The organism is Rhizobium beringeri, assembly GCF_004306515.1.
In the GTDB taxonomy this organism is placed as follows: domain Bacteria; phylum Pseudomonadota; class Alphaproteobacteria; order Rhizobiales; family Rhizobiaceae; genus Rhizobium; species Rhizobium beringeri.
In genome coordinates this window covers 296,263-317,235 of sequence record NZ_SILG01000001.1, presented here as the reverse complement: position 1 = coordinate 317,235, position 20,973 = coordinate 296,263, and the positions used below count along the sequence as shown (strand labels likewise).

General features: G+C 61.0%; 19 protein-coding genes. 12 read left to right on the top strand and 7 right to left on the bottom strand.

The features are described 5' to 3' along the window. Nucleotides 1–52: 52 nt before the first annotated feature. The 3 genes from ELH03_RS01685 to ELH03_RS01675 all read left to right on the top strand — a co-directional run bounded on the left by ELH03_RS01685 (nucleotide 53) and on the right by ELH03_RS01675 (nucleotide 3,942). Nucleotides 53–433, top strand: a complete 381-nt coding sequence (locus ELH03_RS01685; RefSeq protein WP_128412283.1) for a hypothetical protein — start codon at nucleotides 53–55, stop codon at nucleotides 431–433. Between the two features lie 82 nt (nucleotides 434–515). Continuing rightward, nucleotides 516–3,062 carry a protein translocase subunit SecD gene (gene secD, locus ELH03_RS01680; protein WP_128401877.1) on the top strand — a complete coding sequence of 849 codons (2,547 nt, stop codon included), beginning with the start codon at nucleotides 516–518 and terminating at the stop codon, nucleotides 3,060–3,062. Nucleotides 3,063–3,225: 163 nt separating this feature from the next. Then, the gene (locus ELH03_RS01675; RefSeq protein WP_128401878.1) at nucleotides 3,226–3,942 is read left to right on the top strand and encodes a sensor histidine kinase; all 717 of its coding nucleotides are present in this window, start codon (nucleotides 3,226–3,228) and stop codon (nucleotides 3,940–3,942) included. A gap of 3 nt (nucleotides 3,943–3,945) precedes the next feature. On the opposite strand, the gene ELH03_RS01670 is transcribed toward ELH03_RS01675, so the two are convergent. The 3 genes from ELH03_RS01670 to ELH03_RS01660 all read right to left on the bottom strand — a co-directional run bounded on the left by ELH03_RS01670 (nucleotide 3,946) and on the right by ELH03_RS01660 (nucleotide 5,976). After that, nucleotides 3,946–4,383, bottom strand: a complete 438-nt coding sequence (locus ELH03_RS01670) for a response regulator (protein ID WP_027686007.1) — start codon at nucleotides 4,381–4,383, stop codon at nucleotides 3,946–3,948. A 30-nt stretch (nucleotides 4,384–4,413) separates the two neighbouring features. Then, the gene (locus tag ELH03_RS01665) at nucleotides 4,414–5,118 is read right to left on the bottom strand and encodes a helix-turn-helix transcriptional regulator (protein ID WP_128401879.1); all 705 of its coding nucleotides are present in this window, start codon (nucleotides 5,116–5,118) and stop codon (nucleotides 4,414–4,416) included. 480 nt (nucleotides 5,119–5,598) lie between these two features. Further along, nucleotides 5,599–5,976 (bottom strand): response regulator, encoded by a 378-nt coding sequence (locus ELH03_RS01660; RefSeq protein WP_128401880.1) that lies wholly within the window; start codon nucleotides 5,974–5,976, stop codon nucleotides 5,599–5,601. Nucleotides 5,977–6,004: 28 nt separating this feature from the next. Between ELH03_RS01660 and ELH03_RS01655 the strand changes: the two genes are divergently transcribed. Genes ELH03_RS01655 through ELH03_RS01640 form a run of 4 tightly spaced genes read left to right on the top strand, consistent with a single transcriptional unit; the run spans nucleotide 6,005 to nucleotide 11,961 of the window. After that, nucleotides 6,005–8,308 carry a sensor histidine kinase gene (locus tag ELH03_RS01655; RefSeq protein WP_197729974.1) on the top strand — a complete coding sequence of 768 codons (2,304 nt, stop codon included), beginning with the start codon at nucleotides 6,005–6,007 and terminating at the stop codon, nucleotides 8,306–8,308. After that, nucleotides 8,295–8,720, top strand: a complete 426-nt coding sequence (locus ELH03_RS01650; RefSeq protein ID WP_018244782.1) for a response regulator — start codon at nucleotides 8,295–8,297, stop codon at nucleotides 8,718–8,720. Before ELH03_RS01655 ends, ELH03_RS01650 begins: the two co-directional genes overlap by 14 nt. Before the next feature lie 4 nt (nucleotides 8,721–8,724). Further along, nucleotides 8,725–10,320 (top strand): response regulator, encoded by a 1,596-nt coding sequence (locus ELH03_RS01645; protein WP_128409621.1) that lies wholly within the window; start codon nucleotides 8,725–8,727, stop codon nucleotides 10,318–10,320. Between the two features lie 21 nt (nucleotides 10,321–10,341). Next, nucleotides 10,342–11,961, top strand: a complete 1,620-nt coding sequence (locus ELH03_RS01640; RefSeq protein WP_197727696.1) for a VOC family protein — start codon at nucleotides 10,342–10,344, stop codon at nucleotides 11,959–11,961. A gap of 3 nt (nucleotides 11,962–11,964) precedes the next feature. On the opposite strand, the gene ELH03_RS01635 is transcribed toward ELH03_RS01640, so the two are convergent. From ELH03_RS01635 to ELH03_RS01625, 3 genes are all read right to left on the bottom strand, one after another. Further along, the gene (locus ELH03_RS01635) at nucleotides 11,965–12,858 is read right to left on the bottom strand and encodes a DMT family transporter (protein ID WP_130765920.1); all 894 of its coding nucleotides are present in this window, start codon (nucleotides 12,856–12,858) and stop codon (nucleotides 11,965–11,967) included. 210 nt (nucleotides 12,859–13,068) lie between these two features. Next, nucleotides 13,069–14,553, bottom strand: coding sequence for an FAD/NAD(P)-binding protein (locus tag ELH03_RS01630; protein ID WP_197729973.1), 1,485 nt, complete (start codon nucleotides 14,551–14,553; stop codon nucleotides 13,069–13,071). Between the two features lie 54 nt (nucleotides 14,554–14,607). Then, nucleotides 14,608–15,036, bottom strand: a complete 429-nt coding sequence (locus ELH03_RS01625) for an OsmC family protein (protein ID WP_128401885.1) — start codon at nucleotides 15,034–15,036, stop codon at nucleotides 14,608–14,610. A 144-nt stretch (nucleotides 15,037–15,180) separates the two neighbouring features. Here ELH03_RS01625 and ELH03_RS01620 point away from each other — a divergent pair, with 144 nt between their 5' ends. From ELH03_RS01620 to ligD, 4 genes are read left to right on the top strand one after another with little or no spacing between them, the layout of a single operon-like run. Next, nucleotides 15,181–15,441, top strand: a complete 261-nt coding sequence (locus ELH03_RS01620) for a hypothetical protein (protein WP_128401886.1) — start codon at nucleotides 15,181–15,183, stop codon at nucleotides 15,439–15,441. 46 nt (nucleotides 15,442–15,487) lie between these two features. Then, on the top strand, nucleotides 15,488–15,721 hold the full coding sequence (locus ELH03_RS01615) for a DUF2188 domain-containing protein (protein WP_128401887.1): 234 nt from the start codon (nucleotides 15,488–15,490) through the stop codon (nucleotides 15,719–15,721). An 18-nt stretch (nucleotides 15,722–15,739) separates the two neighbouring features. Then, nucleotides 15,740–16,594: a non-homologous end joining protein Ku gene (ku, locus tag ELH03_RS01610; protein ID WP_128401888.1), complete on the top strand. Its 855-nt coding sequence runs from the start codon at nucleotides 15,740–15,742 to the stop codon at nucleotides 16,592–16,594. Between the two features lies 1 nt (nucleotide 16,595). Then, complete coding sequence (gene ligD / locus ELH03_RS01605) at nucleotides 16,596–19,106, top strand: DNA ligase D (protein ID WP_130765919.1); 2,511 nt, start codon at nucleotides 16,596–16,598, stop codon at nucleotides 19,104–19,106. 84 nt (nucleotides 19,107–19,190) lie between these two features. Here the strand turns inward: ligD and ku (ELH03_RS01600) are convergent, their stop codons facing one another. Further along, complete coding sequence (gene ku / locus ELH03_RS01600) at nucleotides 19,191–19,994, bottom strand: non-homologous end joining protein Ku (RefSeq protein WP_128401890.1); 804 nt, start codon at nucleotides 19,992–19,994, stop codon at nucleotides 19,191–19,193. A 235-nt stretch (nucleotides 19,995–20,229) separates the two neighbouring features. Here ku (ELH03_RS01600) and ELH03_RS01590 point away from each other — a divergent pair, with 235 nt between their 5' ends. Further along, entirely contained in the window at nucleotides 20,230–20,964 is a 735-nt protein-coding gene (locus ELH03_RS01590; RefSeq protein ID WP_128401891.1) for an SGNH/GDSL hydrolase family protein, read from the top strand. Nucleotides 20,965–20,973 lie beyond the last annotated feature (9 nt).

The following is a 20,973-nucleotide window of genomic DNA, read 5'->3' as shown; positions in this document are numbered from 1 at the left end:
GATTGGCGCGCTTTTGAGCCGATACGGGAGTGACATCGCCGGGACGGAGAAGATGGAGCTGGACCAGCACCGTCTGACGAGCCGTATCGCCGCTTCTCTCCTCGTCGCCATCCTTGCCTATCTCGGCCTGCTTTTCGGCGGCAATCTCGTCATCTCGCCGGCCGCCGCCGTCAATACGCTTTCCTCTTCCGGTCGAGATCCGCAGCCGCCGCAACTGACTGCGCGCGATACCGTGCGTGGGCTGCTTGCCACGGAGCGCAAGCTTGCGCCGAAGCAGACGGCACATGACGCCGGATCGCCCGCCCTTGCCGCCGCTCCGGCCCTTAATTTCGCCGGCTGGAACATATCAGCCGCTTTTCCGGCAGTCGAAGCTTCGCTTCACGCCGCAGTCTCCAGGACCCATCAGCCGCGCGCACCGCCGGTCGCTGCCTGACGCTCGCGCCGATCGGCGCTTCCGACATTGACGACATGCCGCCAGCGCCCGAGCGCCGGCCCTCGATATCAAGGAATACAACATGCGTACTTCACCATGGCTGGTGTTCACCTATACGGTGATCATCCTACTCGGCCTATTGATCGCCCTGCCGAACGTCCTGCCGCAATCCGTCCTCCAGCGCGTGCCGGCCTGGCTGCCGCATGAGCAGGTTTCGCTCGGCCTCGACCTTCGCGGCGGCTCGCACCTCGTTCTGGAAGTCGACGAAGCCGACCTGACCAAGGAGCGGCTGCAATCGCTGCTTCAGGACGCGCGCCGCGTGCTGCGCGAAAAGGGCATCCAGCCGAAAGCCGTGGTCCGCAGCCAGAACCAGATCGTCGTGACGCTCGCCGATGCCTCGCAGAGCGATGCCGCCGTCACCGAACTCAAGACACTCGCCAACCCGATCAGCACCGGCCTCAGCGCCGGCCAGTCCGATCTGGCCGTCACTGCAAACGGCGCCACCATCACCGTCGGCTTCTCGCCGGCCGGCATTTCCGCCAACGTCGACAATGCCGTCCAGCAGAGCCTCGAAGTCATCCGCCAGCGCGTCGACCAGGTCGGCGTCTCCGAGCCGACCATCCAGCGCATCGGCGCCAACCGCGTGCTCGTCCAGCTTCCGGGCGCGCAGGATCCGTCACGCCTGCGCGAACTTCTCGGCTCCACCGCAAAGATGTCGTTCCACATGCTGGCGCCGAACAATGCGCCCGGACCCGGCGTGACCATGCTGAAGGACGATGAAGGCAGGTCCTATCCGGTCCTCGACCGCGTCGAAATCTCCGGCGACCGCCTTTCGGATGCCCGCGTCGGCTTCGACCCGAACACGCATGAGCCGATCGTCAGCTTCCGCTTCGACAGCGCCGGCGCCAGCCGCTTTGCCGAGATCACCCGCCAGAATGTCGGCAATCCCTTCGCCATCGTCCTCGACGACAAGGTGCTGAGCGCACCTGTTATCCGCGAGCCGATCACCGGCGGTTCCGGCCAGATCTCCGGCAGTTTCTCGGCCGAGAGCGCCACGACGCTGGCCGCCATGCTGCGCGCAGGCGCCCTGCCCGCCAAGCTGACAGTCATCGAGGAACGCACCGTCGGCGCCGACCTCGGAGCCGATGCCATCAAAATGGGCATTTATTCCGGCATCGTCGGCTTTGTGCTCGTCGCAGCCTTCATCTTCGTTCTCTATGGCACCTGGGGCTTCCTGGCGAATATCGCGCTGTTGATCCACACGATCCTGACCTTCTCGGCCCTGACGCTGGTTGGCGCGACGCTGACGCTGCCGGGCATTGCCGGTATCGTTCTCGGCATCGGCCTTGCGGTCGACGCCAACGTTCTCATCAACGAGCGCATCCGCGAAGAAACGCGCAAGGGCAGGAGCGCCTTCGCCGCCATCGACACCGGCTTCCGCCGTGCCTATTCGACCATTATCGACGGCAACATGACGGCCCTGATCGCTGCGGCAATCCTGTTCTTTTTCGGCTCCGGACCGGTTCGCGGCTTTGCCGTGACCATGGCGCTCGGCCTGATCATCTCGATGTTCACATCGGTCGCCTTCGTGCGTGTCGCGATGATCGAGATCACCCGCCGCAGCAAGCTCAAGGTGCTGAACATCCGGCCGTTGATCCCGTTCAGCCCCTATGACAAGCACATCCAGTTCATGAAGGCGCGCTTCTTCGGCGTCACCGTTTCGGCGCTCCTTTCGATTGCCTCGGTCGTGCTCTTCATTCATCCCGGCCTCAACTACGGCGTCGATTTCCGCGGCGGCATCCAGATGGCCGTCAGGACCACCGCCCCGGCCGATCTCGCGACGTTCCGTGAAGGCCTGAACACGCTTGGTCTCGGCGAAATCTCGCTGCAGTCCTTCGGTGACAAGAACAGCATTCTCGTTCGTGCCCAACGGCAGGAAGGCGGCGAAGAGGCACAGACGGCAGCGGTGACCAAGCTGAAGGCCGAAGTCGCCAAGATCGATCCGACCTCCACCATCGAGGGCACCGACGTCATTGGGCCGAAGGTCAGCGGCGAGCTTGCCTGGGCCGGTATCCTGTCGGTCGTGATCGCAAGCTTCGCGATGCTCATCTATATCTGGGTACGGTTCGAATGGCCGTTTGCCGTCGGCGCCATCGTCACGCTGGTGCTCGACGTCACCAAGGCCATCGGCTTCTTCGCGATCACCGGCCTCGACTTCAATCTGACGGCGATCGCCGCCATTTTGACGCTCGTCGGTTACTCCGTGAATGACAAGGTCGTCGTCTATGACCGTATGCGCGAAAACATGCGGCTCTATAAGTCGATGCCGCTGCGCGAGATCATCGACAAATCGATCAACGAGACTTTGGCACGAAGCCTCTACACCAATGCGACGGCCTTCCTCGCCCTGGTGCCGATGGCGATCTGGGGCGGTAGTGCCGTCTCGAGCTTCGCGATCCCGATGGTCTTCGGCATTCTCGTGGCCGGCGCCTCGTCGATCTTCATTGCAGCACCGATCCTGCTCTTCCTGGGCGACTGGCGCCGCCGCCATGCCAAGGCACCGGCAGCCGATACGGCCGTCGAGATCATCCCGCCGGAACAGGGTCGCCCGCGCAAGTCCGCGAGCTAAAATCTCGTTTTTAATGCATGTTTGAAGAGGGCGCCGGTTGCAGAGCCGGCGCCCTCTTTCTATTGTCGGCTGCTGCATTATGTGTCAATTCAAAGTGTTACAGCGTCCTTTGCGCGTCTGAAAAGACGCGCGGCGCTGCAATTGAGATCGGGGAAGCCGCCAGATGTCATCCAACCCGACAAGACCGCCGGAAACCGCCGCCGCCGGAGACAGCGAGGAGCGCATCAAGCGTTTTCTCGCAACCGCCTCGCACGACCTGCAATCGCCGCTCCGCCATATCGCCATGTATGCCGAGCTGCTGCTCGACGATCTCGAGGAGACGCTCGACGGCGAACAGCTTCAGAGCCTCCGGATGATCATGGAAAAGGCGCAGACGGCGCAGCGTCTCACCAAGGCATTGATGAGCCTTGCCAGTGGCACACCTCAGGTGACGCCTGAAGAGGTCGATCTGCAGGCGCTGGCCGAAAATGTCTGGGGCGAACTGACCGATGAGACGGCGGTCCGTGAGGCAACGCTTGAAAGCGACGGCCTGCCATCCATCCGTACCGACCCTGCCCTCTTCGGTCTGGTGCTGCGGCACCTTTTGACCAATGCCCTCACCTATCGCAGCGAAGCGTCGCCGCATGTGGCCATTGCTGCGGAGCGCGAGGGGACGGACTGGTTCATCCGGATTTCCGACAATGGGACGGGCATCGATCCGGCTTATCGGGAGCGGATATTCGAGCCTTTCTGGAAATTGCCGAAGGCGGGAGCAGTGCAGGGCGCCGGTCTCGGACTGACGACAACGCGCGAATTTCTGACGGCGCTTGGCGGCGATATCAGCCTCGAACATTCGGATGAGAACGGCAGCCGATTCATCATCCGCCTTCCCATCGCTTGATGGTTAGATGCTGTAATCGTCCTTCCAGAAATCCGGGACGTCATAGGTCACATATTCGCGGATGATGTGCTGCAGCGCCTGCGCATCGATTTCGTCCTTGCCGATGCGGAAATCGACGCCGTAATCCGGGAATTCCTGGAAATAGCCGCCCGATATATCGGTCGAGACGACGCCGATCGGGCCGGTATAACCGATGCCGCGCAGCTCCGGCACCGTTTCGCGGAAATCTGCATTGGGCAGCAGGCGGTTGTCGAGTAGGATGAGATCGAAGCGCGCCAAGCGGATCTTGTCCAGCGCGTCACCGATCGATGGCGAATATTCGACCTCGACGGCGGGCTCGGAGAGATCGGCAATCTTCTTTTTGAGCGCGCGGAATTCGATGAATTCGTCGTCGACAAAGAGAACCTTTACGGTGTTCCTTCGGCCCGTTTCGGTGATCATCGTCTCATTTCCCCAATCCCGAAACCAACTTCACGAAACCAAACCATTCCTCAAGGCGATCGCCACCATATGAACGCGGTTGACAGCGTCAAGTTTGCGCGCGGCCGCGGTGATGTGCGAATTGACCGTATGTTCGGAGAGACCGAGAATGATGGCGATTTCCGCCGACGTCTTGCCTTCGCTCGTCCATTTGACGATTTCCGATTCGCGCTGGGTCAGCCGTCCGGACATTTCCGGCGTCAGGATTTCCTCGTAGAGCTTGTCGAAAATGCGCATGGCGTCGAGAAGTATGTCGGCGATCTCACTCTGATCCGGCTCCTGACGCTCGCCGCTGAGCACGAGGCAATAGCGCCGCCCTTCCGGCGTAAACAGCGGGATGAAGAGAAAGACGCCGCTCAGGAATTCGTTGAAAACAAGATCGGACGGATAAACTTCCGGCTGTGCGCTCCTGCCATGGACCGGCGTTGCCAGGAACTGGGCGGTCTTTGCCCGGACGGTCCCGAGCGCTTCCTTCAACGTCGTGATGAAAAGGCCGACACGCCGCTCGGCGACATTGGTGATGACGACATCACGTTCACCGAAAGGGGCCGAAGCCTCGGAAATGCGGGCCAGCGCGAAATTGTCGAAGTTGTAATGCTGCGCCGCCGACTTCAGCAGACGGAAAAAATCGGTGCGGTTGATCGCCCGGCTAAGCTCCGGTCCGGCATGAAACGGAATTGCCGGGGCATTGCTCATTCCCACTCTTCCTCTCCTCCCGCCAATACCACTAATCCCGAAATCTTGGGATATACGTCTTAAACGCGAAGAGCTACAAAAATTGCGAGACGGTTGATGAGAGATATCGAAAACGGGGACTTTCGATATGCAAGGCGGAAATCATCAATTATCTCAACGACAGGTGATGCACGGGCAGATTTTACTGAGGGGCAGTAGTTCTTACCTGGGTATCGTATTCTTCCTGCATTCAACATCCATGAATGCGAGAAGGCAGTGCCAGACGTAAGCGCGAGAGAGCCGATAGACCCATTCAGCTAAGGGGTTGGCTGATGTTCGTGGCGGCGAACGCGGGTTGATCGGTTCTCTCAGCGCTTATTTTGCGTTCCATATTCTTCGCTCCGGTTGCATCTTGTGATGCGTCCTCGACCTTGTCAATTGCGGTTCGTCATATGGCTTGGACGAATGAGAGGGAATAGGTCATCCGGCTTTCGCCGTTTTCTACATCTCAAGATTGAGAATGATCGTGGCAAGGTCAAGTGGCTTCTCCAGATAGACATCGGCGCCGGCATCGAGTGAGCGCGCGCGGTCCTCGGCAGCATCCGATCCGCTGCAGATAGCAAGCCGCATCGCCTTGAAACGATCATCCAGGCGCAACCGAGTGATCAGGCCGATGCCGCTATCGAGTGGCATGTAGAGATCGGCGACCAGCAAGTCTGGCGGGGTCTTGTCCTCCGCCGCGCGCGTCTCCAGCGCCTCCAGCGCCATTTCGGCTGTGGAGAAACAGAATAGATCGACGTCGATCTGCTGCTTTCGGCAGATATAGTCGAGATAGAAGAGGTCATCCTTGCTGTCGTCGACATAAAATAGGGTGGTCATCTAACACCGTAATTTGGATATTGTGCGAATGAACCTCGCTGTCCTTCGACATCACCATATCGCGGTTCCACTGAAATTCGATATACCTTATCGCCGATCATTTCGCAAAAAGCGTGGCACCGCCCCGCCTTGCCTATTGAGTATTCCTCGATTTCGGAAAAGATGGCCGCGCGAACTGAAGGAGGACACACGGGTGCAGGATCAGGGCAACGTGGACCTGCAGGATCAGCCAAGGCGGCACTACCGTGCCTTTGCGATTGCGGTGGGCTGCCTGATGTTCCTTCTCGGCGTGACTGCCCTTGCCGGCTGGCTGCTGCAGGTCGAGATTGTCATTTCGCTGGTTCCCGGCTTTCCGTCGATGGCCTTCAACACCGCGCTCTGCTTCGTGCTTTCCGGCATGGGGCTTGCCGCCTCGACACTGGCGGCCCGCCGTTTTCGCGCAACGGCAACAATCACGGCGGGGCTTGCGGCGGCGATCGCTGCGGCCCGGCTCGTGGAAATCGTCACGATCGGGCGGACTTTTCACAATGTCGACGTGTTGATCACGCGTTTCCTGGTTCCGCCCGACTTCATCGCCAAGATCGGCGGCGGCATGGGGCCGAACACGGCGTTGGTCTTCCTGATCGCCAATCTTTCGGTACTGCTCTCGCTCCACGCGGAGAAGAAAAGCCAGGTGGTGCAGGAACTGACGAGCTATGTCGTTATCACGCTCGGCATGATCGCGCTGGCCGGCTATGTCACCGATGCCGAACAGGGTTACCGCTGGGGTCCCTATGCGGCAATGGCGCTGCATACGGCGATCGGTATTGTGATCTTCGGCTCGGGGCTTCTCGCCCGCTCCTGGTGGATGCAGCCGGCAAACCGGGCGCAGATCCCGCTCTGGATCCCGGCTGCGGTCTGTTTCACCGGCCTTCTCGTTGATCTCTATACGCCGCTGGGCGTCGCCAACGGCATTCTCTATGTGCCGCTGGTGCTGACAGCGCTCTGGTTTGGCAACAGAAATGCGCCGCTTTTCTTCGCCTTTGCCTGCACCGTGCTGTTGATGCTCGGCTTTTTCGCCGTCAGGCACAATGAGGCGGCGTTCTGGCAGGAGATCGCCAACCGCACTATTACAGCTGCCACGCTCTGGCTGATCGCGCTCCTCGTCTACTATTTCATGCGCAACACCCATTACCTGGAAGGCGAGCGCGTCCGCTTCGGCGCGCTGGTGCGTGGCACCCCTGATGCCGTCGTCGTCATCGACGAGCGTGGAACGATCAAGAATTTCAATCCGGCGGCTGAAAGCATGTTCGGTTACTCCCTGCAGGAGACGATCGGCCGGAACATCAAGATGCTGATGCCCGAACCCTACCATTCCGAGCACGACGGCTATCTCGCCCATTACCGGCAGACCGGCGAGGAGCGTATCATCGGCACGACGCGCATGGTCTCCGGACGACGCAAGAACGGCATCGTCTTTCCGATCGATCTTTCCATCAGCGCCGTCGTCACCGGCCATACAAAGACCTTCGTCGGTATCGTGCGCGACATCAGCGAGCGCGTCCGGCAGGAAGAACGGATGAAAACGACGCTTTCCCAGCTCGAGGCCTATACGGCCGAGCTCGAGCGCAGCAACCACGACCTCGATGAATTCGCCTATATCGCCTCGCATGATCTCAAGGAGCCGCTGCGCGGCCTGCACAACCACTCCCGCTTCCTCTTGGAGGACTATGAAGACAAGCTCGACGAGGACGGCGTACGCCGGCTGAACCGGCTCGTGCGTCTCAGCCAGCGCATGGAGAAACTGGTCAACGACCTTCTTTATTTCTCCCGCCTCGGGCGCCAGCAGCTGGCGGTCAAACGCACCGATATCGGCCTGATCGTCAAGGATGTCGTCGCGACGATGGAGCTGTTGCTGGAGGAGCGGCACGCCAAGGTCATCATCGACGGCCGGCTGCCGGAGGTGGTCTGCGACGCGCCGCGGCTGACCGAAGTGTTCCGCAATCTCATTACCAATGCGATCAAATACACCGACAAGCCGGCGCCGCTCGTCTCGATCGGTTACCTCGATCGGTTCCTCGGCAAGGACGGCACGGTTGCCCGCAACGTGTTTTTCGTTAAGGATAACGGCAAGGGCATTCCGCAGGAATTCCACGAGGATATTTTCCGCATTTTCAAGCGGCTGGAAAAGTCGCAGGATTCCGACGACGGCACCGGAGCAGGCCTTACCTTCGTCCGCAAGATCATCGCGCGGCACAATGGCGATATCTGGCTGGAATCCGAGGTCGGCACCGGCACAACATTCTATTTCACCCTGGGAAAAAAGCGCGAGGGGCAAAATGCAGCAGCGTGACACGCAACCGATCCTGATCGTCGAAGACAGCGAAGACGATTTCGAAGCGACGATGCGCGCCTTCAAACGCACCAACCTGCGCAACTCGATCCGCTGGGCGGCCTCCGGTCAGGAAGCACTCGACATGCTCGCCTCGATGGTGCCGAAACCGGGACTGATCCTGCTCGATCTCAACATGCCGGGCCTTGATGGCCGCAAGACGCTGGAGGCGATCAAGTCGAATGCCGGCTGGCGCAAGATCCCGGTGGTGATCCTCACGACCTCCGACGACGAACGTGACATCGAAGGCTGCTATGCGCTCGGCGCCAATACCTATGTGCAGAAGCCGGTCGATCTCGACGGGCTCTTCGCTGCGATCCAGCGGCTGAAGGAATACTGGTTCGAAATCGCGATCCTGCCGCTCGAGGACTGACAGATTGGCGGAACACTGCTCCATTCTCATCATCGACGACAACATCGACGATCGCGAGGTCTATCGGCGCATACTGGGCCGCGTTTCCAGCACCGCCTATACCGTCGTCGAGGCGGAGACGGGCGAAGAGGGCCTTGCACTGAACGGCCGGAAACGGCCGGACTGCATCCTGCTCGACTATTCGCTGCCGGGGCGCGACGGGCTCGGCGTTCTTGCAGACATCCTGGAGAACGATCCCGCCGCCAACGTCATCATGCTGACCGGCCAGGGCAATGAAACCGTCGCCGTCGAGGTAATGAAGAGCGGGGCACGCGACTATCTGACAAAGGATTCGCTTTCGCCTGAAACACTGCATCGCTGCATCCAGAACGCCATCATGCACGGGATGCTGGAAGCAAAGCTGGAGCAGAAGCGACAATCGCTGGAGATCTTCACCCGCGCCATGGCCCATGATCTGAAGGAGCCGCTCCGGACGATCAAATCCTTCAGCCGCATCCTGCACGGTTCTGCCGCGCTTCCCGCCGAAGACCGGGAATTGCTCGATTACGTGCTCAGCGCCGCCGACCATATGGAAGACCTGATCGTCAAGGTCTCGGGTTTCACCAAGCTCGAGGCCTACGGCGGGCTGGAGCTGAGGCCGGTCTCGTTATCGGCCGTGCTCGACCAGGTGGAGGACAATCTGCGTCAGCAGACCGAAAGCCGCGGCGCCGTCATCATCCGCGGGGCGCTGCCGGAGGTCATGGGCGATGCGACGCTGCTGACCCAGCTCCTGCAGAACCTGGTGTCGAATGCCATCCGCTATTGCGAGCAGAAGGTTCCGGAGATCAGCATCACAGGCGAAACACAGGGCGATATCTGCCGCCTCACCGTGCGTGACAACGGGCCCGGCATCGATCCAGAGCATCGCGAGCTGATCTTCCAGCCGTTCAAGCGCCTCGTCGGCCGTGGGATAGAAGGCACCGGGCTCGGCCTTGCCATCTGCCGCCGCATCGCACAGATGCATGGCGGCTCGATCTGGTGCGAGGCAGAAAATGGGCCGGGCGCCACCTTCATTCTCGAAGTGCCGCTCGCCGAGGCGAGGTCCACGCCGCCTGCCGCATCGGCCATCCCGCACAGCGCCAGGCCGGCGGAGCAGCCAGGCGAAGGTTCGGGCAGGCTGGCCGAAGTGCTGCTGGTGGAAGACAGCCCGGCCGACATCCAGATTCTGAAGATCAAGCTGATGCGGCGAGAGAAGGTGAATTTCAACCTGCACGTCGCCACCAACGGACGCGAGGCAATGCGGCTGCTCGAAGAACGCGCCGGCATCGCCGATCTGCCGCAGATCGACCTGATGCTGCTCGACATCAACATGCCGATCATGGACGGCTTCGAGGTGCTGCATGCGCTTTCGGCCGACGTCCGCCTCAAGCAAATTCCCGTCTGCATTCTCAGCACGTCAAGCGACGAGAGCGACATGCGGCGGGCCAGAAATCTCGGCGCCCGCGCCTATATGGTCAAGCCGCCGACCCTGCAGCAACTGGAAGAGGCACTCGAAGATGTCGAACATTTGGAGTTGTTGCAGCGCGGCGATTCGCTTGCGCTTTGTGCGGAACAAAACTAAGCGATCGTCATTGGCAACGGTATGACCTTCGCAGCTCTCATACTCGCGCTCCTGACGACGCCGCTTCAATCAGGACTGCTCTCGATGGTATCAGGCATACATCACGTCACGGCCGTCACCCGAAAGGTGCAGGCGAACGTGGACTTCTACGCGGGATTTCTCGGCATGCGGCTCGTCAAGCAGACAGCCGGTTACGAGGACGCGACGCAACTTCATCTCTTTTATGGCGATGCGGCAGGCACGCCGGGGTCTCTCCTCACCTTCCTCGCCTGGGAGGATGGCGCGCCCGGCCGGGCCGGCTATGGCCAGATCAGCGAAATATCGCTGTCGATCGACCCCGCCAGCATCGGCTACTGGCTGACGCGCGCCATGAGCTTCGGCCTGCGCTCGGAGGGACCGGCCGACGAATTCGGTGAGCCTGTGCTGCGGCTGAAGGACCCTGATAACATCATCCTCAAGCTCGCAGGCGCAAAGAACCTGGTATCGCCGGCCGCCTGGGACGGCGCCTCGATCCCGGTCGAGCATGCCATCCAGCGGGTGCGCGGCGCCACCATGCTGACGGAGAAGCCCGCCGAAAGCCGCGGCTTCCTCGAGAGCCATTTCGGTTACCGTTTCCAGGCCAGCCGCGGCACGATCGACAGGCTGGTGTCGCAGTCCGGCGACATTATCGACGTGCGCGATGCGCGTGGCTTCTGGTCCGGTGCGCCGGGCACCGGCACAGTCGATCACGTCGCCTTCCGCGCGGCCGACGAAGAGACTCTGCTTTCGGTTCGCAAGGCGCTGGAAGCGACCGATGCGTCGCCGACCAATATGCACGACCGCAAATATTTCCGCTCGCTCTACGCCCGCGAGCCCGGCGGCACGCTGGTGGAGCTTGCGACCGACAAGCCGGGCATGACCGTGGACGAAGAGCACGCCGCCCTCGGGGGCAAGCTCTTCGCGCCACCCGAAGCCATTACCAACCTCCATGACCTGAAGGTGATGCTGCCGCAATTTTCAATGCCCGGTCAGCCGCGCATCAATTATCGCGAGCTGCCATTCGTCCATCGCTTCTATACGCCCCCGGACCCCGATGGCAGCGTCTTCGTGCTGCTGCACGGCTCCGGCGGCAACGAGACGACGCTGATGCCGCTCCTGAACAAGGCGGCGCCGCGGGCGACGCTGCTCGGCGTGCGCGGCCGGGCGACGGAGGAAGGGTTTCCGCGCTGGTACAAGCGCATTACCCCCTTCTCCTTCGATCAGAACGACATCAAGACCGAGGCCGAGGCCTTCGCGGCCTTTATCGAGGGCGCCGTCAAATCCTACGGGCTCGATCCCCAGAAGGTCGTCTATGTCGGTTATTCTAATGGCGCCAACCTTTTGAACTCGCTGCTCTACCTGCACCCGAACCTGGTTCACAAGGCGGTGCTGCTGCGCTCCATGCCTGTGCTCAGCGACTATCCGCATGCCGATCTGAAAGGCACGGACCTGCTCGTCATCAGCGGCAAGACGGATGCCTACGGCAAATATGCGAGCGAGTTGGAAGAGAGGCTGAAGAGTTCAGGCGCCACCGTCGATTCCGACGTCATCCCCGGCGGCCACGATCTCGGCGATGCCGACATTCCGATCATCCAGAAATGGCTGCTGCAGGAAAATCGCTGACGATCAGCCGCGGCGGGCAACCATGATGCCGGCAAGCACGACGGCGCCGCCGAGCGCCTGCATCGTCCCGATCGCCTCGTTGAGCAACGCCCAGGCGAGGATGGCCGCAACAACCGGCTGCAGCAGCAACGTCAGCGAGGAAAAGGCCGCCGGCAGATAGGCCAGCGCATAGGTGATCGCCACCTGCCCGCCGGCATGGCTGATAAAAGCCAGGCCGAAGACGATCGACCAGCCGTAGACGGTCGCGGGCAGCATATGGCCCTCGTAGATCAGGCCGATCGGAAAGATGCAGACGGCAGCGCAGGCCGTGCTCCACAACATGATGCGGATCGTATCGAACCGGCTGCGCAGCCTGCCGATCGCCAGGATGTAGCAGGCATAGAAGAAAGCGGCGATCATCGCGATGCCATCGCCGCTGAGGTCGCCATTGCCAATGGCTGCCGGTCCGCCCTTCAGAATGACGACGCCTGATAGCGCCAGGACAAGCCCGAACAGGAAGATGCGGCTGATCCTCACGCTGAAGAAGAGGAAGGCGATCAGCGTGACGAAAACCGGTGCGAGGTTGGCCAGCAGCGTCGCATTGGCGACCGACGTCATGGTGAGCGAAAGGTGCCAGGCGCCGAGGTCGAGCGCCAGCATGACGCCTGGCAGAATCAGCATGCCATAGTCGGAAAGGCTTTGCGGCTTCGGCCCCGCATCCTTCTTCAGCAGCGAGACGATGAGGATCGGGATCAGCGCCAGCGCCACGCGCCAGAAGGCCGTCGCCATCGGGCCGACCTCGGACAGCCTGACGAAGATCGGCGAGCCGCCGATCGCCGCCCCGCCGAGAGGGAGCGCCGCAAGGGCGAAACGATTGGAAGGCGAGGCTTCGGAAAGGGTGGAGGCAGCCTGCGACATGGTCTCGATATTTCTGGTCGCCCGAATGCCGGGCCGGCGGAGATTACAGCGCCGCGCGTCTTTCACGACGCGCCAAGGACGCTGTAACACTTTAAATTGCTGCATAATTTTATCCTTAAATCGATTCCGATTTAAGGAATTATGCAGTGCCGAGTGACTATCAGAAGTCGATCACCGGGGACAGTCGACGAGCGACATATTGATGGAAAATCAGGCAGGACGCCTCTTCGTCGCGCTCGTCCGCAGCTTTTCGGCGATCTCGCCGGCGATGAAGAAGGCATGCTCGGTCACCTGCGGCAGGCCCATCAGCTCGCCGAACGTGCCGCGTGCCAACGGGCCGGAGATCAGCAGCGAAGGATCTGCATTTCCGGACGGGCCGATCGCCTCCGAACGCTGGTTACAGGAAAGGCCAAGACCGGTCGGATCGAGCGACAGGTGGCCGTGCGCCGCAAGTGCCGCGAGCCAGGGCTGGGTTTCGAGAATGCCGCCATGCGCCGGGCCGGTGGTGACGACGAGGGCGTCATAGCGCCGCTCCAGCGGCTGGCGCTGATGACGCGGCTGCAGGGTGCAAAGGATGAGTTCGCCGTCGATGCGCGCATCGGCGACCGAGCCGGCCAGGATATCCAGGCGGCCCGAGGCAATCGCTGCGTCGAGCACGGCCTCGACCTGCGGCGCGATGCGGAAGCGGTGCACATCCCAATAGGGACGCAGATGGCGAACGAGACGACGTCGCTCGGCAACCGGCAGCGCCTGCCAGAGATCGTATCCCTGCGCCCGCACCTGATCGATCACGCCATGCCAGCTTATGCCCTCAGCCTTCGCCGCTTTTATGGCAGTGCGGATCGCTGCCAACAGCGATACAGCGGAATGGGCGGCATCGGAGACGAAATCGCCGAAGAGCTGCTGCGGAACCGGCGCATGGCCGCGAGCCCGCAGACCGCGGCGCGAGATCGCCGTCACCGGACCGTCATGCCCGCGCTCAGCAAGCGAGGCAATGACATCGGCAGCCGTCAGGCCGTTGCCGATGACCAGCACGCAGTCATGCGGGCGGATCACGTCGAGCGCGCCCGGCTTGGTGGTATCGGCGACGAAACGAGGATGGGCAGCAAGCCGGGTCGCAAGCCGGCCGGGGGCTGCCGGCGGCGGATGGCTGGTGGCGATCGCGACAATATCGGCCTCCGTCACGCCACCTTTGTCGTCGAGGATCGACCAGCGGCCGGCACGGCGCTCGACACCCGTCACTGCGGCGCGGCAATGACGCACGCTACCGTCTTCCAGCAGCGGCTTCAGCAGGGAGGCGACATAATCGCCGAAGAGCCGACGCCGGGGGAAGAGCAGGCCCTCGGGCTGTTTGGCCTCAGGATCGCCGGCGACGGCGTCGCGGGCTTCGATCCAGGCCTGGAATTCGCCCAGGTCGCCGGGCTGCAGACTCATCTTGGCGGCTGGAACATTGATGCGGTGGGCCGGATCGGCCGTGTCATAGGCAAGGCCGCGGCCGAGCTCGGCGCGCGGCTCGAAGACCACGATGGCAGGGCGCTTGCCGCAGTCGGCGCTCGCGAGATGATAGGCGACGCCAGCGCCGGAGACACCACCGCCGATGATGGCGACGACGGGTTGTTCAGACGTCGGGAGAGGCTTGGGCTGCATGGTGGCCGGGATCGTTGCTTTTGATGCCCGAGCATAGAAGCCGGGCATTGGTCACGCAATCCTCCGCTCTCGATTGTCTATAATTATTATGTAGATACAGAATTACCCCGATATCGTCGTCGAGAACTCGGGATTGCCGCGGATGGTGTTGCTCACCGTGCAGATTTCGTCTTCGGCGGCATGGGCGATTTTCTGCCGGGTTTCCTCGTCGATATCGCCCTTGATCGAAAAGGCGATGTTGAACTTGGCGACGCGCGAAAGGCCTTCCGTCGCCTTCTCGCCGGTGACGTCGGCAGTGATCTCGGTGATCTTGTCGAGAATGCCCATCTGGCTGGCGGCGATGCGGGCGCTGAGCACCAGGCAAGCCGAGAGCGAGGAATAGAGCAGATCGAGCGGATTGAAACCCGGCTGCGACGGCGCGGTGACGATATCGATCTCGCCCTTGGTGGCGGAGGTGACATGCGGGAAACCGGTACGGCCGAGAACGGCAGTTGCGCCGGTCGGGCGGGGACGAGCCTTGAGATCAGCCATATTGAAATCCTCTTGCGAATATCTTGCAGATGGTGATTTCCGCCTGAGGCGGCAACGGCAAACGGCCGCCACCGGTTTCGGAACCTTTCCATCCGTCATCAGTTGAATACACCTGAACGAAATCAGTGACAAAGGTGGATTGCGATGCCTGACGTCCGCAGCATGGATAACCAAGGCCGGCGGATGGATGCTCGCGATCGGCTGATCGTTGCGCTCTATGCGCAGCTGAAGGCCGAGCGGGAAACCCGCGAAACGCTGGAATGGGCGATCCGAAATGGCGCCGTCTCACAGGCGGTGCTGGAAGCCATCGCTGCCGATCCGGTTCCCGTCGTCACCAGCGAGGACATCGCATCGCTAGAAAAGATCATTGCGCTCGATGAACGGCGCAAACCAAATCGGAACTAGCCGACGACATCATGCACCCTATTTAGTTGAGAAGAGGAGATCCGAAATGGCCGATATCACCTATCAGGTCGTGCCGCATGACAATGGTTGGGCCTATAAGCTCGGCGACACACTTTCGGAAACCTATGCGACAGCTGACGAAGCGATTGTCCATGCCAAGGACGCCGCATCGCGCCAGAAGATCGGCAATGGCGATGCGCTGCTCGCCTATCCCGCGCCCGACGGCCGCGGCTGGGCATTTCAGGAACTCGAAACCGACAAGAGCGGCGGCCGGCTCTGATTTGCGACGGAGGATGGAATGGCCGCTCGGGCAAGCTGGAAGGGTCATCTGAAGGTGGGCGACCTTGCCTGCGCCGTCGGGCTCTACACCGCCGTTTCCTCCTCCGACCGCGTCTCCTTCAACATTATCAACCGCAGGACCGGCCACCGGGTGGAACGACAGTTCGTCGACAGCGAGACCGGTAAACCGGTGGAGCGGGGCGACCAGGTCAAGGGCTACCAGATGGAGAATGGCGACTACATCGTCATCGAGGGCGACGAGATCGCCGAAATCATGCCGGAAAGCGACAAGGTCCTGAATATCAAGGCTTTCATCGCCTATGACGATATCGACAAGCTCTATTTCGACCGCCCTTACTATCTCGCGCCCGTCGATGAACATGACGAGGAGGCGCTGTCGCTGATCGCCAGGGGCATGCGTGACGGCAAGGTCGCGGCTCTGGCCGAAGCCGTACTTTTCCGGCGCAACCGGACGCTGCTGATCCGCCCGCATGACGACTACATCGTCGCGACGATGCTGAACTTCGACTACGAGGTGCGCTCGGCCGATACGGTTTTCAAGGATATTCCCGACATCAAGTTCGACAAGGAAATGATCGAGCTTGCGGGCCATATCATTGGCACCAAACAAGGCAGCTTCGAACCGAGCGAATACGTGGATCGCTACGAGGCTGCCCTCATCGAGCTGGTGAAGGCGAAGATCGAGGGCCGGGCGCCACCGAAGAAGAAACAGGCGCCGGAACGCAAGGTCGTCGACCTGATGGAGGCCCTCCGCCAGAGTGCCAAGATGAGCGGCAAGGCGCCAGCAAAGAAGGCCTTGGCGAAGAAGAAGGCGCCGGCGCGCAGCGACAGCCGGAGCAAGAAGGCAAGCTGAGATGGCTCTCGAAACCTATCAGGCGAAACGCAATTTCAAGCTCACCCCGGAGCCGCGCGGAGAAGAGGGCCGCAGCAGCGGCAACAGCTTCGTCATCCAGAAGCATGATGCGACCCGGCTGCACTATGATTTCCGGCTGGAGATGGATGGGGTGCTGAAGAGCTGGGCGGTGACGAAGGGGCCGAGCCTCAATCCGGAGGACAAGCGGCTTGCTGTGCATGTCGAGGATCACCCGCTCTCCTATGGCGATTTCGAGGGCATCATCCCAAAGGGACAATATGGCGGCGGCACCGTCATCGTCTGGGATCGCGGCACCTGGGCGCCGCACGGCGATGCTCACAAGGCCTACCGCAAAGGCCACATGGAATTCGAACTGGACGGAGAGAAGCTGAAAGGCCGCTGGCATCTGGTGCGCATGCACGGCCGGCACGGCGAGAAGCGCGAGAACTGGCTGCTGATCAAGGGGGACGACGCCGAGGCGCGCCACGATGGCGACATCCTCGATGAGCGGCCGGAATCGGCCAAAACAGGCCGACAGCTCGAAGAGGTGGCGAAAAGCCCGGATGCGACCTGGAATTCCAACGTAAAGAACGGCAGAGCGGTTTTCGCCAAAAGACCGGCGCGGACCATAAAAGCCGCAACACCCCGGGAACGCCGCTGGCCGAAGGGCGCGCGCAAGGGTGCGATCCCCGACTTCATCGAGCCGGCACTTGCGAGGCTGAAGCCGAAGCCGCCGGCGGGCGATCGCTGGATCCATGAGATCAAGTTCGACGGCTATCGCCTGCAGGTCAGGATCGAGGACGGCGAGGTCAAGATGTTGACCCGTAGCGGGCTCGACTGGACGGCAAAATTCGGCAAGGAGGTGCTCGATGCCTTCGCCGCCCTGCCGGTACGATCGGCGGTGATCGACGGCGAAATCGTCGTCGAGCGCGATACCGGCGCCTCGGATTTCTCCGCGCTTCAGCACGATCTGAGCGAGGGCCGATATGATCGCTTTGTCTTCTATGCTTTTGATCTTCTCCATCTCGACGGCCACAGCCTGCTTGATGTGACTGTCCTCGATCGCAAGCATCTGCTCGAGACCCTCCTGCCCGACGATAACGGCAAGCTGCGCTACAGCGTGCATTTCAACGAGAGCGGCGGATTGGTGCTCGACCACGCCTGCCGGCTCAGCCTCGAAGGGGTGATCTCCAAGCAGCGCGACAGCAAATACACGTCGGGGCGAAAGGGCGAGTGGATCAAATCGAAATGCTCGCATCGACAGGAATTCGTCATCGGCGGCTATGTGCCGTCGACGTCGATGAACAATGCGATCGGCTCGCTGGCGATGGGTTACTACCAAAACGGCGAGCTCAAACATGTCGGCCGCGTCGGTACCGGCTATACGATGGCAACGGCACAGATACTCCATGAGAGGCTGTCAAAGCTGACGCAGAATGAAAATTCATTCGACGACAAGCTGACGCCCGAGGAGCGGCGCGGCCTGATCTATGTCAAGCCGCAGTTGGTCGGCGAGGTGGAATTTCGCGCCTGGTCGGCCGACGGCAATCTGCGCCATGCCGCCTTTCGCGGCCTGCGTGAGGACAAGCCCGCGAAGGACGTGACACGCGAAACGGAAAAGATCCCAGCCCGAGCCCTGCCGAAATCGGCGGTAGCGCTTACCCATCCCGACCGCATCTACTGGCCGGACGAGGGTGTCACCAAGGAAGGGCTGGCAAATTACTACGCACAGGTCTGGCGCTTCATGGCGCCCTATGTCGTCAACCGGCCGTTGGCGCTGCTACGCCTGCCCGACGGCATCAATGGCCGGCAGCGGTTCTTCCAGAAACATGCCTGGAAGGGCATGAATCCGCATATCGGCGAGATAACCGATCCAAAGGACAAGCAAGGAGAGAAGCTGCTGCGCATTGCCGATTTCGATGGTGTCGTGGCGCTGGTGCAATCGGCGGTCCTTGAAATTCACCCCTGGGGTGCGACGACCGACAATTGGGAAAAGCCCGACATGATCACCATGGACCTCGATCCCGGCGAGGAGGTGGAGTGGGTGAATGTGATCGCCGCGGCTTACGAATTGAAGGAGCGGCTGGAGGCCGAGGGTCTCGCCGCTTTCGTCAAGACCTCAGGTGGCAAGGGATTGCATGTGGTAACGCCGCTTGAGCCGAAGGCCAGCTGGGTCGAGGTGAAGAGCTTTGCCAAATGGCTTGCCGACAGCATGTCATCCGACGATCCCGACCTCTATCTCGCGACGGCGACGAAGGCCAAGCGCAAGGGGAGGATCTTCATCGACTATCTCCGCAACGGCCGCGGCAATACGGCGGTCGCACCCTATTCGACACGGGCAAGGCCGGGCGCTGCCGTGTCGATGCCGCTGGAGTGGGGTGAGCTCACCGCCGACATCGGACCGGGCTATTTCACGGTGGACAATACGCCAACACGGCTCGATGCCTTGCCGAGAGATCCCTGGGATGGGTTTTTCGCGGCGGCGAAACCGCTGGAGAAGAAGAAACGATAGAGGACCGGATGCTTCGTTCCGCTCCGATCTTCCGTTGACGCAATTCCGAACGGAAACCCGCTTCGCACTTTTCCTGGAATTGCTCTAGCGGGGCTTGCGTCCGCCTTCCGCGGCCAGGCTCTTCTTCAGCGCATCCATGATATTGATGACGTTGCCGGTCGATTTCACCGGTGCAGGTTTTTCCGCGGGCGCCGCCTTCTTCAGGCTCTTCTGCTTGCCGCGGATCATCGACTTCAGGCGTTTCTGGATCGGGTCCTGCACCATGGTCGGGCTCCAATCCTTCGTCTCTTCTTTCACCAGTTGCGTCATCAGCGTCAGCAGCTTGCTGTCGATCTCGGCCTTATCGTCGAGTTCGGCTATGGGATCACGCACCTCGTCGCCGTAGCGCAGGGTCCAGAGAACGATGCCTTTGCCTAGCGGCTCCAGCAGCACGGCACGCTCGCGACGATAAAGGACAAGCCGGGCGATGCCGACAACGTCATTCGCCTTCATCGCCTCGCGGATGACGCAGAAGGCTTCCACCCCGACCTTGTCCTCGGGCGCCAGAAAATGCGGTTTGTCGTACCAGATCCAATCGATCGAGCCGCGCGGCACGAAACTGTCGATCTCGATAGTGCGGGTGCTTTCGAGTCCGACTTCCTCAATCTCCTCGTCTTCGAGAAGAACATAGTCGTCCTCGCCGCGCGGATAGCCCTTTACCTGGTCCCGCTCGGCCACCGGTTTGTGGGTGACGCTGTCGACATAGCGGCTTTCGACGCGGTGCTTGGTCTGGCGATTGAGGACGTGGAAACGGACCTTGTTGCTTTCGGTCGTCGCCGGCGTCAGCGAGACGGCGGCAGTGACGAGCGAAAGCTTGAGATAGCCTTTCCAGAATGTCTGACGTGCCATGACTGTCCTGTCTCCCGGACACGGTTGGGCATGGCAATCAACGGCGGGTTCGGGCTTTGGTTCCGGCAATTGAAGATTTCGTTGATCAGATGCGGTCAGTGCATTTCCATTTCATGGACCGGCGGCCAATGGGGCCGAGCATTGCGGGCGGAGACCAGAGCCACTCTCTCCTTGCCACGGCCATTTTCCTCTTCAATAATGAAAGCCCCAAGACGTCAGGATATCGGTAATCTGAATGTTGCGACTTTTCGCCAACCTCGTCATTGTCCTCGCATTGAATTTCCTTCTCATCGTCAGCAATGCTGGCCCGTCCTTCGGACAGGAATGCCCGGACCCTGCAAAAGTGTCGAATGCGCTGGCGCAACAAAAGCCGCCAAGCAAGAGATATGATCGCGCTCTTCCCAGCTATCGCGACAAATCTGCCCGATACAATCTGGCTCTTGTCGGCGATTCGCTTGTCGAACTCTGGCAGCCCTGGATCAAGGAGAGCTTTCCGACGCGACCAGTGATGAACCTCGCGGTCGCTGGGGATACCACCCAAAATGCATTGTACCGCCTCGATGGTCTAAACCTTCCGGATTTCCATCCCGCGGATGTCGTCGTGCTTATCGGCACGAACAACCTGGGTGTGAAAACTGCGCCATGCGCCGTGGCAGCTGGTGTCGTGGCTGTTGTCAGCAAGGTTCGCGCTCTTTGGCCAGGCGCCCATATTTATGCGTTGTCCATACCGCCGCGGGGCAAGCGCTATGCCTTCTACGAGGATGTACGAATTCCGGCCAACCACCTTGTCGCATCGTCATTGGCTGAAATGCCGGGTGTCACGTTTGTTCAAATGAACGATGATATGTTGCGGTGCGGCAAACCAAGCGATAAGGAATGTTCCAACTACAAGCCTGACCATCTTCATTTCAATGAAGGGGCATACAAGCTGATCACGAGCTTCCTCGCCGCAGCGGGTCTACAGCTTTGATTATTGCCG

Bases quoted from the DNA above. Each gene is read 5' to 3' on its own strand.
- ELH03_RS01685 (WP_128412283.1), top strand. From the start codon at position 53: ATGGAGCTGGACCAGCACCGTCTGACGAGCCGTATCGCCGCTTCTCTC.
- secD (WP_128401877.1), top strand. From the start codon at position 516: ATGCGTACTTCACCATGGCTGGTGTTCACCTATACGGTGATCATCCTA.
- ELH03_RS01675 (WP_128401878.1), top strand. From the start codon at position 3,226: ATGTCATCCAACCCGACAAGACCGCCGGAAACCGCCGCCGCCGGAGAC.
- ELH03_RS01670 (WP_027686007.1), bottom strand. From the start codon at position 4,383: ATGATCACCGAAACGGGCCGAAGGAACACCGTAAAGGTTCTCTTTGTC.
- ELH03_RS01665 (WP_128401879.1), bottom strand. From the start codon at position 5,118: ATGAGCAATGCCCCGGCAATTCCGTTTCATGCCGGACCGGAGCTTAGC.
- ELH03_RS01660 (WP_128401880.1), bottom strand. From the start codon at position 5,976: ATGACCACCCTATTTTATGTCGACGACAGCAAGGATGACCTCTTCTAT.
- ELH03_RS01655 (WP_197729974.1), top strand. From the start codon at position 6,005: ATGAACCTCGCTGTCCTTCGACATCACCATATCGCGGTTCCACTGAAA.
- ELH03_RS01650 (WP_018244782.1), top strand. From the start codon at position 8,295: ATGCAGCAGCGTGACACGCAACCGATCCTGATCGTCGAAGACAGCGAA.
- ELH03_RS01640 (WP_197727696.1), top strand. From the start codon at position 10,342: ATGACCTTCGCAGCTCTCATACTCGCGCTCCTGACGACGCCGCTTCAA.
- ELH03_RS01635 (WP_130765920.1), bottom strand. From the start codon at position 12,858: ATGTCGCAGGCTGCCTCCACCCTTTCCGAAGCCTCGCCTTCCAATCGT.
- ELH03_RS01630 (WP_197729973.1), bottom strand. From the start codon at position 14,553: ATGCCCGGCTTCTATGCTCGGGCATCAAAAGCAACGATCCCGGCCACC.
- ELH03_RS01625 (WP_128401885.1), bottom strand. From the start codon at position 15,036: ATGGCTGATCTCAAGGCTCGTCCCCGCCCGACCGGCGCAACTGCCGTT.
- ELH03_RS01620 (WP_128401886.1), top strand. From the start codon at position 15,181: ATGCCTGACGTCCGCAGCATGGATAACCAAGGCCGGCGGATGGATGCT.
- ELH03_RS01615 (WP_128401887.1), top strand. From the start codon at position 15,488: ATGGCCGATATCACCTATCAGGTCGTGCCGCATGACAATGGTTGGGCC.
- ku (WP_128401888.1), top strand. From the start codon at position 15,740: ATGGCCGCTCGGGCAAGCTGGAAGGGTCATCTGAAGGTGGGCGACCTT.
- ligD (WP_130765919.1), top strand. From the start codon at position 16,596: ATGGCTCTCGAAACCTATCAGGCGAAACGCAATTTCAAGCTCACCCCG.
- ku (WP_128401890.1), bottom strand. From the start codon at position 19,994: ATGGCACGTCAGACATTCTGGAAAGGCTATCTCAAGCTTTCGCTCGTC.
- ELH03_RS01590 (WP_128401891.1), top strand. From the start codon at position 20,230: ATGTTGCGACTTTTCGCCAACCTCGTCATTGTCCTCGCATTGAATTTC.